Source organism: Bittarella sp. HCP28S3_D9, from assembly GCF_052065655.1.
Lineage (GTDB): Bacteria > Bacillota > Clostridia > Oscillospirales > Ruminococcaceae > Bittarella > Bittarella massiliensis.
The window spans coordinates 165,311-178,640 of the sequence record NZ_JBQHTP010000003.1 but is presented as its reverse complement, the minus strand read 5'-3'; the positions used below and the strand labels follow the sequence as shown (position 1 = coordinate 178,640).

Genomic DNA, 13,330 nt, shown 5'->3' with positions numbered 1-13,330 from the left:
AGGGGCCGCCGTCACAGCGCCGTCCCCCTTTTGGGGAGGAAGAGCCCGCCCATCTCCACCCCCTCCAGGGCCAACAGGGCCGCCTTTTTGGCGATGCCGCCGGCGTACCCCGTCAGGCTGCCATCCCGGCCCACCACCCGGTGACAGGGGATGATGAGGGAGATGGGGTTGTGCCCCACCGCGCCCCCCACCGCCTGGGCGGACATCCGCTCCCGCCCCTGAGCGCGGGCGAGGGCGGCGGCAAGCTCCCCATAGGTGGCGATCTGGCCGCGGGGGATCTGCAGCAATATGTCCCACACCGCCAGGCGGAAGGGCGAGCCGCTGGGGGCCAGGGGCGGAGTGAAGCCCGGAACGCCCCCCTGAAAATACTGGTCGAGCCACCGCCGGGTCTCCTCAAAGACTGGCAGCTCCCGCGGCCGGTGCTCGGCGGCCAGGGTCGCGGCAAAATATTTTCCCCCGTCGAACCAGAGGCCGCAGAGGTGTTCCCCATCGCTTGACAGGGTGATCCCCCCGAGGGGGGATCGATAGGTGGCGGTGTACTGCATAAAGGCCCCTCTCCCAATAGGTGTTTGCGGTGCGATACCCTATTTTACCACATTTTCTCGAGGAGGTCCTTCTCCTTTTCTTTTCTTCTCCCCCTCTTCTTTTCCCACCCGGTCGAGGGGCCTCACAACTGAAAAAACGGCTGTTTTTGGAAGGTTTTTGTCCCATTACGGCGGAAAAAACAGAAAAAATAAGAACAAATTGTGCACAAAACGTGAATATATGTTAAAATAAGGGCAATGAACCCCCTTTCTGCCCGGGAAAACATCACCCTTCGCAGGGCGGGGGCCGAAAGAAAATCAATTTGTTCGGCTGACGGGACCGCCCCGGCGGCCGCTCCCACGCAAGGAGGACATTTTGCAGATGGAAAAATTGAAAAAGTATCTGACGCCGAAGGCCACCGGTTGGCTGGCCATCGGCATGGGCGGCGGCGCTCTGCTCTGCTGGATCGCCCTGGGCATCGTCTACGGCAGCATCAAGAGCTACTTTACCAGCTTTGGCGCAAACGAAAAGGGCTTGGGCCTCATGGTGATCCTGCTGTTGGTGCTGATGGTGGCCTTCTTTATCTCCCTGCTGGCCACCCTCGTGTCCGGCGCGGGCAATGGCATCCGCCTGTTTGCCTGGAAGGACCGCCGCCCCTTCACCATTGCCGCCTTTGCCGTGGCCTGCCTGAACCTGCTCTTTCTCTGCTTCAATTTCCGGGTCATCGGGTTCTGCTTCAGCCTCTTCTCCGGCAATGTCTACGGGGCTTTGGGCAGCGGCGCCAGCCTGATCACCACCCTTTCGCTGCGGCTGGGACTGCTGCAGTTCGGCATGTTCCTGCAGATCGCCCTCGCCGGCTACCAGGTGTTTTTGATGGTCTGGGCGAAGAAGCACCCGGCTGCCGCCCAGGGCTCCAGCGCCGTCGGCGAGATGCCGGCTGCCGCTGCTGCCGGCGCTGTGGCGGGCGCGCCTGTCCCCCCGCAGGGCGGGTACACCGTTCCCCAGGGCGGGTACGCCCCGGCTCCCCAGGCGCCCAAGGGCGAGGGGCTGAAGAAATTTAAAGAATTCGCTAAGAGCAAAGCCGGCAAGCTCACCTTTATCGGGGTGGCGGCGGCGCTGGTCCTCCTCATCGGCGGGGGCATCGCCATCTCGATCCTCACCCAGACCCGGCTGGACCTGGTCTCCAACGTGGAGTACACCCTGGAGGGCGAGTCGGGGGACGCCTACATCCTGCTCGACCGCGCCAATGTGGACTACGACTACAACGACAGCGACGTGGCCAACTTCGTATCCTCCATCAGCTACCAGTTTGAGCCCAGCGACGGCCTGAAAAACGGCGACAAGGTGGTCGTGCGGGCAGTCTACTCCAAAGAGACCGCCAAGCGGATGCGCATCAAAATCAAGGAAGACGTGCGCGAAATCGAGATCACCGGCCTGACCGAGCGCTACGACAGCGCCGCCAGCATCCCCGCCGAGACGGTGAGCGCCGCCAAGAACCAGGCGGAGTCGCTCCTCTCCTCCAAGAAGAGCTCGATCCTCAGCAGCGCCTACGGCTTCTCCTACAAAAAGGACAAAACCATCGCCGGGCAGAAGCTGGTGGGCTCCTACTTCGTCCACGACGAGCCGGGCAGCTACTCCGACGACGAGATCGTGCTGGTTTACGCCATCACCGTCAAGGGTCAGCAGCAGACCTCCTACTACCCCGAGGAGGAGTTTGAGGACATCGAGAAGGTCTACTACTACATGGTGAAGGTCGGCCCCATCAACGACCAGTTCTCGGCCACCGACGCCAGCGTGAGTGGGTCCAACATCTCCTACCGGGTGGAGAGCGACCAGGAGGTCGCCGCCTATGTCAAGAGCAACTTCAGCAGCTACGACAAGGTAGAGGCTCTGCCGGTCCAGTAGGCGAAAAAAGAGAGCATTCCCAGAGGGGGGCGGCCGGTGCCAACCGACTGCCTCCCTCTCTTTGCACCGCCGAGCAAGGGGGGATTTCCCCTGCCTGTGGTATAGTGAAAAAACAAGAAGGAAAGAGGAGGCGCGAGAGATGGATTGGAAGATCGTCAAGGGGCGGGAAGAACAGGTGAAGGAGATCGCCGCCCTCTACGCCAGGACCATCGACGCCCTGGTGGAGGGGGTCAACTACACCGGCTGGCAGCGGGGCGGGTACCCCGGCGAGGGGACCGCCCGCGAGGGAGTCGCCGCCGGGACCCTCTACGTCGCCCAAAAAGAGGGGGTGATCGGGGGGACCGTCATCCTCAACCACCTCTACGAGGGGGCCTATGAAAAGGGCGAGTGGGCTGTCGACTGCCCCTACAGCGAGGTTTTTTGCGTCCACACCCTGGTGGTGGACCCGGCCTGCCGGGGGCAGGGGATCGCCTCTGCCCTGCTGGACTTCGCCGCCGCGGAGGGCCGCCGGGCGGGGATGCGGGCGCTGCGGCTGGACGTCTTTGAAGAAAATGCGCCGGCCATCGCCCTCTACGAAAAGAAGGGGTTTGAGCGCCGCACCCGGGTGGACCTGGGGCTGGGCATCCCGGGGCTCAAGTGGTTTTACCTCTGTGAAAAGCTGCTTTGAGGAGGGGGAGCGGGTGACCAATGAACAGATTTACCAGACGGCCCTGCGCCAGTCGGCCATCGACTGCAGCTGCCGGCCGGAGGACTTTTTGTCGGGGGAGAACCGGATCGTCCCCTCCCGTCCCCACGAGAGGGCGCGGCGGTACCTCACCCTCCCCTTCTCCTGCAACCTGGTCTCCTACGGGGGCGGGGTGGTGGCCTCGGTCAGCGGCGGGTTGGAGGGGCTGGTGGCCGATTACCTGAACCGGTTTGACCCCGTCCACTGCTTTGAGCCCCCCAACCTGTACGTCTTGAACGACGCCCTGGCGCCCCACGGGCAGCAAATCTGCTTTATGGCCGAGTACTTTCTCCCCGACCTGCGGGCGCTGCGGCCCCTCCCCTCCCCCCTGCCCACCCGGCTGTTGGGGCCGGAGGAGTTGGCCCCCCTCTACCTGCCCCGGTGGAGCAACGCCCTCTGCGAAAAGCGGCGGGAGCTGGACGTGTTGGCGGTGGGGGCCTACGACGGGGCGGAACTGGTGGGGCTGGCCGGCTGCTCGGCCGACTGCGAGGAGATGTGGCAGATCGGCATCGACGTGCTGCCCGGCTACCGCCGCCGGGGGATCGCCGCCGCCCTCACCAGCCGGCTGGCGGCAGAGACCCTGCAGCGGGGCAAGGTGCCCTTTTACTGCGCGGCGTGGTCGAACATCCGCTCGGTGAGAAACGCCATCAAGAGCGGGTTTCGCCCCGCCTGGGTGGAGATGACCGCCCGGGAGCGCGCCTTTGTGGAGGCGTGCAACGGCAACCCATGACAAAAAGAGCGCCGGCTTTTTAGCCGGCGCTCTCGCTCCTTCTGTGGGGTTTACTGGCCGTCTGCCGCCAGGGCGGTGGTGTCGTGCATCCAGTCCTTTAACTGGGGGTAGAGCTTGCGGTACTGCTCGAAAAACGCCTGGTAGCGGGCGTGGCGCGCGGGGTCGGGGAGGATCCGCTTTTCCATCGCCACCATGGCCTCCGAGGCGGTGGGCAGGTCGGGGTACGCCCCTAGCCCCACCGCCGCGCAGATGGCCGAACCCAGGCAGGAGGCCTGTTTGTCCCGGGGGACGAGGATCTCCACGTTGCTGATGTCGGCGTGGATCTGCAAGAAGAGGTCGCTCTGGGCGGTGCCGCCGCTGATGTGCAGCCGCTCCACCGCAAAGCCGTTCTCCCGCAGCTGGCAGAGGAGGTTTTCGGTGCCGTAGGCGATCCCCTCCAACAGGGCGCGGTAGAGGTGGGCCCGGGTGTGGTGGAGGGAGAAGCCGTAGACCAGCCCCCGCACGTTCCCGTCCAGGTAGGGGTGCTGGTTGCCCTGCCAGTAATCCAGGGCGATGAGGCCGCCGCTGCCGATGGGCAGGTCCTTTGCCTCCCGGTCCAGCAGGGCGTAGACCGACTCGCCGCTCTCCTCGCAGCGGGCGCTCAAGTCCTTGCAGAACTCGCCGATGAACCACTTGAGGATAGAGCCGGAGCTGACCTGGCCCCGGTAGGCGGTGTAGTAGCCCTCGATGAGGTTGTCCGGCCCGGCGTTGACGGTGGCCTCGCCGAAGGGGGGCGGGTCGGGGGTGAGGACCATGGCCAGGTTGGAGGAGCCGGTGATCAGCGCCACCTGGCCGGGGCGGCAGGCGCCCATCCCCAGAATGCCGATGGAGGCGTCGATCCCCCCCTGGCAGACCAGGGTGCCAGGGCAGAGACCCAACTGGGTCGCCGCCTCCTCGGTGAGCCCGCCGATGGGCTGCCCCACCCGAAAGACGCGTTTGTAGGGGAATTTGTCCAGGGCGTCGGCCAGGCCGATGGCCCGGTAGAAATTCCGGTGAAAGTCCCCCAGCCGGGCGTCGTACCCCCAGTTGCAGCTGCAGTTGACGTTGATGCTCCACAGGCCGGTGAGGCGGTAGGTCATCCAGTCCTGGTACTCGCAGAAGACCTGGGCCCCCTCGTAGTGTTCGGGCTCGTTCTCCTTGAGCCAGAGCAGCTTGGAGGGCATCCACTCGGGGGAGAGGTTTTCCCCCGTCAGCGCGCGGATGCGCTCGGCCTGGGGGGCGCTGCGCACGTCCATCCAGATCAGGCAGTCGCGCACCGGGGTGCCGTCGCGCTGGCAGAGGAGGACGCTGCAGTTGGTGGTGTCCACCCCCAGCGCGGCGATCTGCCGGGGGGAGATGCCGCTTTTCTGCAGCGCCTCCCCCACCGACTGCACCAGCGCCCGCCACCAGTCGGCGGGGGCCTGGTCGGCCCAGCCGGGGTGGAGGTGGGCGGTGGGATAGGGCGTGCTGGCAAAGCAGGCGGGGTTCCCCTGCAGGTCGTAGATGCCCACCCGCATCCCCCCGGTGCCCCCGTCGATGCCCATGACGTACTGTTTCATCAAAGTCCCCCTTTCGCAAGCCCGCCGTGACGCGCGGGCAGAGACCAAAAGGGCCGGCGGCGAACAGCACCTTAGCCGCGGGCCACTTGCGCGCAGGAAGCGAGCTCTATTTCCGGAATGCCTTGACTGTATTCATAAAGTCGACCACCCGGTCGTAGTCGGTGAAGTTGTCAAACTTCCCGTCCTTTTTAAAGGTGGTCCCCACCACCGCGCCGTCGGCGATGGAGAGCTGGGTCTCGATGGTCTCTTTCTTGCAGCCGGTGTTGCAGAAGACCGGGGTGTCGGACAGGGCGTCCTTCACCTTTTTGAGCACCTGGGTGTCGGTGGACTCGCCCGCGGTGAGGCCGGAGACCAATATGGCGTCGGGCTTGTCGTTAAAATTGGTGGAGCGGGCGATGTCGACGATGTCCCGGTCCCCCAGGTAGGCGGCGGCCTCGGGGAAGATGTTGAAGAGGAGTTTGACCTTCCCCCTCAGCCCCAGGTTGCGGTGGTGGCGGACGATTTCGCCGGTGTTGGTGTTCCACAGCCCCAGGTCGCCGGCGTAGACGCCGGACATGACCTCCCGCACAAAGCAGGCGCCGGTGGCGGCGGCCAGGTCGAGGGAGGCGAAGGGGTCCCACAGCATGTTGACCCCAAAGGGGATGTGGATGTCCTTTTTCAGCTCGCCGATGACCCGGGCCATGGCGGCGGTGGTGGCGGGTTTGACGGTGGTCAGGTAGGGCAGGGAGAACTCGTTGGAGAACATGACCGCGTCAACGCCGCCCTCCTGCAGGGCCAGGAAGTCCTCCCGGGCGCGCTCGACGACCCAGTCCATCCCCTTTTCCTCGTCGAAATAGGGGTCGCCCGGCAGGGCGCGGACATGGCACATGGCGATGATCGGCTTTTCGGTGGAAAACAGCTCTTTGACCCAGGACATGAAACTCCTCCTCACAGACAGGCCCCGCAGGGCGTTTGGTTGATTTGTCATTTATTATACTCCTGTAAAAAAGCGGGCGAAACCCTTTTACTGCCTATCAAATCGACGAAATTGCAGGAACAAAAGGCAGCAACTTTCACAGTCTCGGGGAAAAAGAGAGCAAGCGGCCGATTTGTCGAGATTTTGGCCCCGCAATTGGGAATGTTGAAAAAAGAAAACAGGGCAATTGCAAACTGGCGCCAGTTTAGTATAATGGGAGCAGAACCGGCCACGCGAGACTTGAAAGGGGTGCGCACATGCTTGACAAACAAGAGATGAAACCGATCCTGCGGGAGTTCATGGAGACCCCCCGCCTCTCCGGCTTCGAGGGGCCGATGGCCCGCCGCTTCTGCGAGGAGATGAAAAAATACACCGACTCGGTGCAGATCGACCGGCTGGGCAACGCCATCGCCACCTTCCCCGGCACCGACCCCCAAGCGCCCAGCGCCATGGTCCTCTCCCACCTGGACACCATCGGCTTTATCCTTACCCGCATCGACGAGGGGGGCTTTCTCTTCTTCGATCGGATGGGCGGGGTGCCGGAAAAGGTGCTCCCCGGCATCGCCGTCGAGGTGGGGGACGAGGACGGGGGCTTTCACCACGGCATCATCGGCTGCCGGGCCTACCACATCCAGAGCCCCGAGCAAAAGAGCAAGGTCGACCCCATCGGCAACCTCTTCATCGACATCGGCGCCAAGAGCCGGCAGGAGGTGCTGGCGATGGGCATTCAGGTGGGCTGCCCCGCTATCTACGCCCCCCGCTACATCGAGCTGGTGGGCGACCGGATCGCCGGCTCCTACATCGATGCGGCGGCCGGGCTGACCAACCTGGTGCAGATCGCCTCGGCCCTGGCCGAGCAGCCGGCCCGCGCCACCGTCCACCTGGTGGGCACCGTCTGGGAGGAGTTTTCGGCCCGGGGGGCGATGATGGCGGCCCGCACCGTCAAGACCGACCTGGCCTTTTCCCTGCTGGGGCCGGGGGCGGCCGACACTCCCGACCAGCGCGGGGCGGTGAGCAACGTGGCCATGGGCGGCGGCCCCGGGGTCACCCTCTTCAACTTCCACGGAAAAGGGACCCTCAACGGGAACATCGCCCACCGCGGCCTGCTGAAACTGCTGCGGGAGGCGGGCGAGGAGACCGGCATTCCCATCCAGCGGCACGCCGCAAGGGGCGCCCTCTCGGACACCGCCTACCTGCAGTTGGAGGGCGAGGGCATCCCCTGCATCGACCTGGGGGCGCCCGACCGCTACAGCCACTCCCCCATGGAGACGGTGGACCTGGGCGATCTGGAGCAGGTGGGCCGTTTGGTGAGCGCCGCCCTCTACCGGTTGGACAGGGACTTTGACCTGGGCAGATACCCCGTTTGACCCCCTGCAGAGACAGACAAAAAGAGCGCCCGAACGCGGCATTGCCGGTGTTCGGGCGCTCTCTTTTTTGCAAAGGGGTCTTGCTACTGCGCGGCGTCTTTGCGCCCGCGGCGCTTGAAAATCAAGACGACGGCCAGGGTGGTCAGGGCGATGGCACCCACGCCGATCCCCGCGATCGCCACGGGGGAGAGATGGCTGCCGCCAGGGTTCTGGGCCTCGGGGACCTCGGGGTCGGGGATATTCTCCCCCTGGGTCTCATCGCCGGGTCTGGGGGTCAGCGGGGTCTCCTCCTCGGGGATCTCCTCCCCCTCGGGGGCGGCGGGGGTGGTGTCTGGCGTGGTGCCCGGCGTTGTCCCCGGGGTGGTGCCCGGCACCTGCTGGTACTGGGGCACCTCTTCGGTTACGGTGTTGGTGTGCACCACCGAATCGTAGTAGAAGGTGAGGACGTTGGCGCTGCTGTCGGCGCCGATGGTCAGGGTCTGGCTGGCTGCCAGGGCGGTGAACTCGGCCACGGTGGGGGCGCTGAAGGTGACGGTGGCCGCGTTGCTGGCCACCCCCTGCAGGGCGGGGGCCACCTCGGCGCCGGTCTCCCGGTCGACAAAGCGGACGGTGTAGCCGTAGGTGTCGCCCTGCTTGGTCAGCCCATAGCTGGCCACGGTGGTGATGTCGCCGGTGGCCGACTGTCCGTTCTGGTAACCGGGGGCGGCGTCGAGCACCTCATAGCGGGTCTCGGTCAGCTGGATCTCGCTGGGGTTGGGGGCGTCGGGCAGGGCGGCCCCGACCGGCACCAGGATGGAGAGGCTGCCGGTGGCCTTGCTGAGCTGGTAGGAATAGCCGGTGGCCTCGATTTTTTGCAGGTAGCTCTGGGAGAACCGCCCGTACTCGCCGGGGCGGAAGGTCACCACATAGCCCTTGTTGCCGGCGGCGTGAACGGGCAGCGCCATCAGCGACAGCAGAAAGGCCAGCGCCAGGGTGCAGAGCCGCTTGGTCAGGTTGCGCATCTCGTTCACTCCTCTTCTCTGTGTTTCTTTTTCAGGATGATCAGCAGCGGCAGGGCGATGATGGCGGCCGCTGCCAGCAGAAAGATGGGGGCGTAGTCGCCGGTGAAGATGGTTTCGCCCGGCACCCGGTTGACCACCGTCTCGGTCTGGGGGGTCACCTCGGCGGCCTGGAAGGTGAACTGGATCAGCCCTTCACTGGCCTGGTAGGGGTTGCCCAGCGAAGCCGCGTCTGGGAGGAGGGAGAGGGTCACTTCGGCCCGCTCCCCCGCCTTTAGGGTGGCCACCAGGCGGTAGCCCTCCAGCTGGCTGTTGAGCTCTTTTAACTCCTGGCTGTCGCGGCCGCCCACCAGCGCGCCGGTGGTCTCGCCGGTGGCGGGGTCGTAGCCGTAGAGGACGCTGGTGGTCTCGCCGCTCTTGCAGGTGAGGCGGACGGTGTACCCCGCCCCGGCGGCGCCGGCCTTCTCAAGGGTGTTGAGAACGTCGGTCTTCATGTAGAAGTTGGCGGTCGCCCCGCTCTTGTTTTCGAGCAGGAGGGTGTCGCTTGCCTCCACCCCCGGAAGGATGGAGGAGAAGCCGCTCATCTGACCGGTGCAGACCAGCGCGTCGCCGGTGTAGGCGACTTCGCCGCGCTCGGCGGCAAAGCCGGTCGCCGGCGCAGCCACGGCCAGAAGCAGGGAGAGGATAAGGCTCACTGCGCCCATTCGTTTTTTCATCTCTTGTCACCTGTCTTTCTGCCGTTACTGCTCAATGGCTGTGATGTTGCCGCTCTCGTCCAGCTGGGCCAAAACGCCCCAGCTGGTGAGGATGCCCTTCTGGTTGACATCGCCGTGCGCGGCCCCGGCGAACTGGACGCCCTCGGCCACTGCCTCTAAGCGGATGGTCTTGTCGGTGTACTCGTTGCCCAGCGCGGCGTCCACCGCGAGGGACTGGAGAAGGTCCTCGCTCGCCTCCTGGGGGGAGATGGGGCGGCGGAAATAGAAGGTCTGGGTCTCCCCGCTGGAGAAGGGGGGATCCGACTCCAGCCAGCCGCTGTCGGCCGGTGCGCTCACCTGGATGGCCGAGCCGTCCAAATCGGTGCGCTTGCCCTTCCCTTCGCCCTCTTCGTCTGCCCAGTACTTGGTCACTGTGACCCGCACGTAGGCAGCCACCGAGCCGGTGTTTTGCACGCTGTACACCCCGGCTTTGCCGGTGGCGTCTGCCAGGGCGACGGTGTCGCCGGGCATCACCGGCTGGCTCAACTGGTACTCGGCGGCCGGGGATCGGGTCTGGCCGTCGGCCCAGCCGATCTGCAGGGTGGTGGCGGCCAAGGGGGCGCCCACTGCCCGGTCGCCTTCGATCTGGCCGGCGGCCAGAGAGCCGCCGACGGCGGTTGCCGCAACCAGGACCAGCGCCGCACCCATCAGCAAAAATCTCTTTTTCACTTGAAACGCTCCCTCTTCTTGATCTTGTCTGCAAATGCCCACAGCAGGCACGCCAGGGCGAAGATTGCGATGCAGACCGCGATGCCGCCGACGGAGTGTAAAGCCGTGGAGACGGCGCCTAAAAGCGGAATGGAAAACAGGACTTCACCGGTCACCCGGCCGTAGGCGACCGGGGTCACGTCGGGCTGCGCGTTGGCGTCGCCCTTGGTAATGATCTCCCTTTTCTGGGTGTCGTTTTGCACCACCCGGTGCACCTCCACCAGTTCGGTGGCGCTGCCCAGGGAAAAGGTGATGATCGCCCCTTCTTTAAGCCCTTCCGGTGCGCAGGGCTTGGTGTAGATGGCGCTGCCCACCGGAAGGGTCGGCACCATGCTGGGGGTGAGGACCGAGTAGACCTGAAAGCCCAGCAGCCGGGGCAAAACCAGGGGAAGGGTGAGAAGGGAGAGGCCAATCAGCAGCGCCGCTGCCGTGGCGCTGAGAACCTTTGCCTTCACGGCCTTCCCTCCTCTCTCACTTCAATTGGTTTGCTCTGCCCATCCGCGGGGACGGGGCAAAGGGTGGAACTAGTTGAACAGGCCCTGGAGTTGGATCGCCGCGGTGTTGGCGGCGGGGGTGAGGCTGGGGGCCTCCAGGTTCTTTTGCTGCACGGCGGCGGCCGAGACATTCAGGGAGAAACCGGCCTGGGCGTAGTTGTTGTCCCACGCCTCGCCGGGGATGGCGAAGTGCTCAAACAGGGTCACCTGGTTGGCGGGGTTGACGGTCTCGCCGGCGGCGGGGGCGGTGTAGCTGACGGCCTCTTTGTAGTAGCAGAGGAGGGCGTCGCCGTCCCGGCTGACGATCCACTTGTCGGTGTCGATTTCAGCGGCGACCAGGTCCAGCAGCTGGCTGCTCACCGACGCGCTGTTGATGTTGGCGTCTTGGCTGTTCGGGACCTCGGCCTGGGCGGTCACCCGAATGGCCAGGTAACAGGGCTGCGAGCCCTCCTCCACGGTGGCGCCCACCGTCTTGCTGATCAGGTCGCCGGGCATGATGTCGACATAGCCCAGGCCTTTGCCCTCGTTGTCGTTCACGGCGGTGACCATCTCTTTGCCGTCCACCGTGCCGGCGGGCGAGGCGTCGACGATGCCGATGTCCACCTTGCCGGTGGTGAAGACGTTGTCGCGCTGGGCGGTGGTGTCAGTGAAGTAGGCCAGGGTCCCCCCCACGGCAATAACGGCGACCAGCAGCAGGCTGGCAGCGGCAATCAGTGCATTTTTGCGTTTCATCATTCAAACCCCTTTGCTGTTTTGGTGTGGTTGGCCTGGCGTTAGGCCAGGGTGAAGTTGGTGCCGGCCTTGGCGTTGAGGGCGGTCAGGGCCAGGGCGCTGGTGGTGTCGTTGCCGCTCATCCCCTCGGACTGGATGCCGTAGGCGTAGAGGGAGATGGAGGGAATGCTGGCGGGCTTTTCGCTGTAGTTGGCAAAGGTGACCTTGTTGAAGACAGGGGTCAGATCGCCGGTGGCCTTGACGGACTTGTTGTACTTGTAGATGCCGTTGACGCCATCTTCTTTGGTGATTTTGGTCCAGTTGGCTGTGTCGATGTTCAGGCTCATCAGATCGTCGTCCGCCCCGCTGATGATCACAAAGATGTCAGCGCCGGTGGTGGGGACGGTGTCGACCGAGACAAACGGGTCTTTGGGGACGACCTTGTTGGGGTAGATGTCCTTGTAGGTGTTGGCCTTGACCTCGTCGGTGCCCAGCTGGTTGGTGTTCTGAATGTAGTTGTGCTCGTTGAGGTCGATGGCGAGTCCGTCGCTGGCGGAGAAGGCGTTTTCCACCTTGTTGGTGGTGCTGACGAAGTAGGCCAGAGTGGCGCCGATGGCGACCACGGCGACCAGGGCCAGAGAGAGGGTCATGACGAGGATGTTTTTCTTTTTCATATTCGGTTGCTCCTTTTCAAGTTGGCGTTGAAACGGTTTATGTGAGGGGCGCTGGGGCCCCGCGTTCCGATAGGGGATCAGGCGTCGCCCGATTTGGGGGCGCCTGCCTTCTCCGCCTCCCCCGCGGCGATGATGGCGGGGACGAAGTTGAGAAGGATGATGAGGATGACCAGGCCGCAGGCGGCAAAGATGCCGGTGGGGGTCTTGATGCCGGTGGTGAGATAGCCCAGCAGGGGGAGGTGGAAGGCGGCCCGGCCGAACACCTGGGAAAAGGCGATCTCCCCGTCAGGGGCGTCGTTGGCGTCCCCCTGGGTCACCAGGGTGCGGGCCTCGCTGTCCACGCTGAGGACCCGGTGGGTGACGTAGGTGTTGCCGTCGGGCAGCAGGTAGGTGCAGACGTCGCCGGCCTGCAGTTGAGACGCCTCGGTGGGCTTGACACAGACGATGCTGCCCACCGGGATGGCCGGCTCCATGCTGCCGCTGAGGACGGCCATCTCCCGGTAGCCGAGCAGCATGGGGATCAGGATGGCCAGTGCCACCGCCGCCAGGGCGGCCAGCAGCAGGGCGGAGAGGGTGTTGCAGATTTTTTTTGCCATCGGTCTTCTCCCCCGCGCCCTAGAACAGGGCCGCGATGGCGGGCAGGGAGGTCAGGCCGCCGGGCTCTGCGAGGACGCTCTCCTGGTAGATGGTGACCGAAAAGCCGGTCTGCTCCAGAAAGTCGCTTAAAGTCTTGGGCTGCCCCTCGTCCCCGTAGAGGTCTTTGCCGATTTTCACGCTGTACATCAGCGGCGGGGTGGCGCTTCCGGCGGGGAGGGGGGCACAGTAGTAGAAAAAGCCCGATTTCGAGGTGTCGCCGCTCACCCGGCCCCAGTCGGTGCGGTTGATCTCGATGTAGACCTTGCTCTCATCTTCCATCGAGCTGCCCTTGGGGACAAACAGGAGATCGCTCTCGGCCACACCGGAGACCATGATCCGCGCCCGCACATAGGCGGGGGACTTGCCGGTGTTGGCAATGGACACCGTCTTGTTGCCCAGGGAGTCGTCCTCCTCGATCACGGTGCTCATGTCGGCAGGAGAGAAGCGGTTGGTGACAGCGCCGGTGCCCGACGCCTCATAGGCCAAAGTCGAGCCGATGCCAAAGACCAACGCCGCTGTCAGAAGGGAGAGCAGCAGTTTTTTGCGGTTTTTCCAAAACGCCTTCATGGGT

The 13,330-nt window shown here is 64.7% G+C and carries 15 protein-coding genes; 4 read left to right on the top strand and 11 right to left on the bottom strand.

What is annotated here, in order from left to right; all coding sequences use genetic code 11:
• Positions 1-11: 11 nt before the first annotated feature.
• Positions 12-545, bottom strand: a complete 534-nt coding sequence (locus tag ACTNAU_RS03650; RefSeq protein ID WP_441097568.1) for a methylated-DNA--[protein]-cysteine S-methyltransferase — start codon at positions 543-545, stop codon at positions 12-14.
• 361 nt (positions 546-906) lie between these two features.
• Here ACTNAU_RS03650 and ACTNAU_RS03645 point away from each other — a divergent pair, with 361 nt between their 5' ends.
• From ACTNAU_RS03645 to ACTNAU_RS03635, 3 genes are all read left to right on the top strand, one after another.
• Positions 907-2,430 (top strand): hypothetical protein, encoded by a 1,524-nt coding sequence (locus ACTNAU_RS03645; RefSeq protein ID WP_441097567.1) that lies wholly within the window; start codon positions 907-909, stop codon positions 2,428-2,430.
• 139 nt (positions 2,431-2,569) lie between these two features.
• Complete coding sequence (locus ACTNAU_RS03640) at positions 2,570-3,097, top strand: GNAT family N-acetyltransferase (RefSeq protein WP_216400636.1); 528 nt, start codon at positions 2,570-2,572, stop codon at positions 3,095-3,097.
• A complete protein-coding gene (locus tag ACTNAU_RS03635; protein ID WP_441097566.1) occupies positions 3,081-3,884 on the top strand; it encodes a GNAT family N-acetyltransferase in 804 nt (267 codons plus the stop codon). The genes ACTNAU_RS03640 and ACTNAU_RS03635 overlap by 17 nt, the downstream gene beginning before the upstream one ends.
• 50 nt (positions 3,885-3,934) lie before the next feature.
• On the opposite strand, the gene ACTNAU_RS03630 is transcribed toward ACTNAU_RS03635, so the two are convergent.
• Together ACTNAU_RS03630 and ACTNAU_RS03625 are read right to left on the bottom strand one after the other, a co-directional pair.
• Entirely contained in the window at positions 3,935-5,461 is a 1,527-nt protein-coding gene (locus ACTNAU_RS03630; protein ID WP_441097565.1) for an FGGY-family carbohydrate kinase, read from the bottom strand.
• 106 nt (positions 5,462-5,567) lie between these two features.
• Positions 5,568-6,428, bottom strand: a complete 861-nt coding sequence (locus ACTNAU_RS03625; protein ID WP_441097564.1) for a BtpA/SgcQ family protein — start codon at positions 6,426-6,428, stop codon at positions 5,568-5,570.
• Positions 6,429-6,673: 245 nt separating this feature from the next.
• Between ACTNAU_RS03625 and ACTNAU_RS03620 the strand changes: the two genes are divergently transcribed.
• A complete protein-coding gene (locus tag ACTNAU_RS03620) occupies positions 6,674-7,783 on the top strand; it encodes a M42 family metallopeptidase (RefSeq protein WP_441097563.1) in 1,110 nt (369 codons plus the stop codon).
• An 83-nt stretch (positions 7,784-7,866) separates the two neighbouring features.
• Here ACTNAU_RS03620 and ACTNAU_RS03615 read toward each other — a convergent pair whose 3' ends face one another.
• The 8 genes from ACTNAU_RS03615 to ACTNAU_RS03580 all read right to left on the bottom strand — a co-directional run bounded on the left by ACTNAU_RS03615 (position 7,867) and on the right by ACTNAU_RS03580 (position 13,326).
• Entirely contained in the window at positions 7,867-8,784 is a 918-nt protein-coding gene (locus ACTNAU_RS03615; protein WP_441097562.1) for a hypothetical protein, read from the bottom strand.
• 5 nt (positions 8,785-8,789) lie between these two features.
• Positions 8,790-9,497: a hypothetical protein gene (locus tag ACTNAU_RS03610; RefSeq protein ID WP_441097561.1), complete on the bottom strand. Its 708-nt coding sequence runs from the start codon at positions 9,495-9,497 to the stop codon at positions 8,790-8,792.
• Positions 9,498-9,521: 24 nt separating this feature from the next.
• Complete coding sequence (locus ACTNAU_RS03605) at positions 9,522-10,205, bottom strand: hypothetical protein (protein ID WP_185915362.1); 684 nt, start codon at positions 10,203-10,205, stop codon at positions 9,522-9,524.
• A complete protein-coding gene (locus tag ACTNAU_RS03600; protein ID WP_441097560.1) occupies positions 10,202-10,699 on the bottom strand; it encodes a signal peptidase I in 498 nt (165 codons plus the stop codon). Before ACTNAU_RS03600 ends, ACTNAU_RS03605 begins: the two co-directional genes overlap by 4 nt.
• A gap of 69 nt (positions 10,700-10,768) precedes the next feature.
• Entirely contained in the window at positions 10,769-11,470 is a 702-nt protein-coding gene (locus ACTNAU_RS03595; RefSeq protein WP_216400644.1) for a SipW-dependent-type signal peptide-containing protein, read from the bottom strand.
• A gap of 41 nt (positions 11,471-11,511) precedes the next feature.
• Entirely contained in the window at positions 11,512-12,123 is a 612-nt protein-coding gene (locus ACTNAU_RS03590; protein ID WP_441097559.1) for a hypothetical protein, read from the bottom strand.
• A gap of 77 nt (positions 12,124-12,200) precedes the next feature.
• The gene (locus tag ACTNAU_RS03585) at positions 12,201-12,719 is read right to left on the bottom strand and encodes a signal peptidase I (protein ID WP_185915365.1); all 519 of its coding nucleotides are present in this window, start codon (positions 12,717-12,719) and stop codon (positions 12,201-12,203) included.
• Positions 12,720-12,738: 19 nt separating this feature from the next.
• On the bottom strand, positions 12,739-13,326 hold the full coding sequence (locus ACTNAU_RS03580; RefSeq protein ID WP_256135441.1) for a hypothetical protein: 588 nt from the start codon (positions 13,324-13,326) through the stop codon (positions 12,739-12,741).
• Positions 13,327-13,330: the final 4 nt, after the last annotated feature.

Coding starts and splice junctions, on each gene's coding strand:
- ACTNAU_RS03610 (WP_441097561.1), bottom strand. CDS start 9,497: ATGAAAAAACGAATGGGCGCAGTGAGCCTTATCCTCTCCCTGCTTCTG.
- ACTNAU_RS03595 (WP_216400644.1), bottom strand. CDS start 11,470: ATGAAACGCAAAAATGCACTGATTGCCGCTGCCAGCCTGCTGCTGGTC.
- ACTNAU_RS03650 (WP_441097568.1), bottom strand. CDS start 545: ATGCAGTACACCGCCACCTATCGATCCCCCCTCGGGGGGATCACCCTG.
- ACTNAU_RS03640 (WP_216400636.1), top strand. CDS start 2,570: ATGGATTGGAAGATCGTCAAGGGGCGGGAAGAACAGGTGAAGGAGATC.
- ACTNAU_RS03590 (WP_441097559.1), bottom strand. CDS start 12,123: ATGAAAAAGAAAAACATCCTCGTCATGACCCTCTCTCTGGCCCTGGTC.
- ACTNAU_RS03615 (WP_441097562.1), bottom strand. CDS start 8,784: ATGCGCAACCTGACCAAGCGGCTCTGCACCCTGGCGCTGGCCTTTCTG.
- ACTNAU_RS03645 (WP_441097567.1), top strand. CDS start 907: ATGGAAAAATTGAAAAAGTATCTGACGCCGAAGGCCACCGGTTGGCTG.
- ACTNAU_RS03620 (WP_441097563.1), top strand. CDS start 6,674: ATGCTTGACAAACAAGAGATGAAACCGATCCTGCGGGAGTTCATGGAG.
- ACTNAU_RS03585 (WP_185915365.1), bottom strand. CDS start 12,719: ATGGCAAAAAAAATCTGCAACACCCTCTCCGCCCTGCTGCTGGCCGCC.
- ACTNAU_RS03580 (WP_256135441.1), bottom strand. CDS start 13,326: ATGAAGGCGTTTTGGAAAAACCGCAAAAAACTGCTGCTCTCCCTTCTG.
- ACTNAU_RS03625 (WP_441097564.1), bottom strand. CDS start 6,428: ATGACAAATCAACCAAACGCCCTGCGGGGCCTGTCTGTGAGGAGGAGT.
- ACTNAU_RS03630 (WP_441097565.1), bottom strand. CDS start 5,461: ATGAAACAGTACGTCATGGGCATCGACGGGGGCACCGGGGGGATGCGG.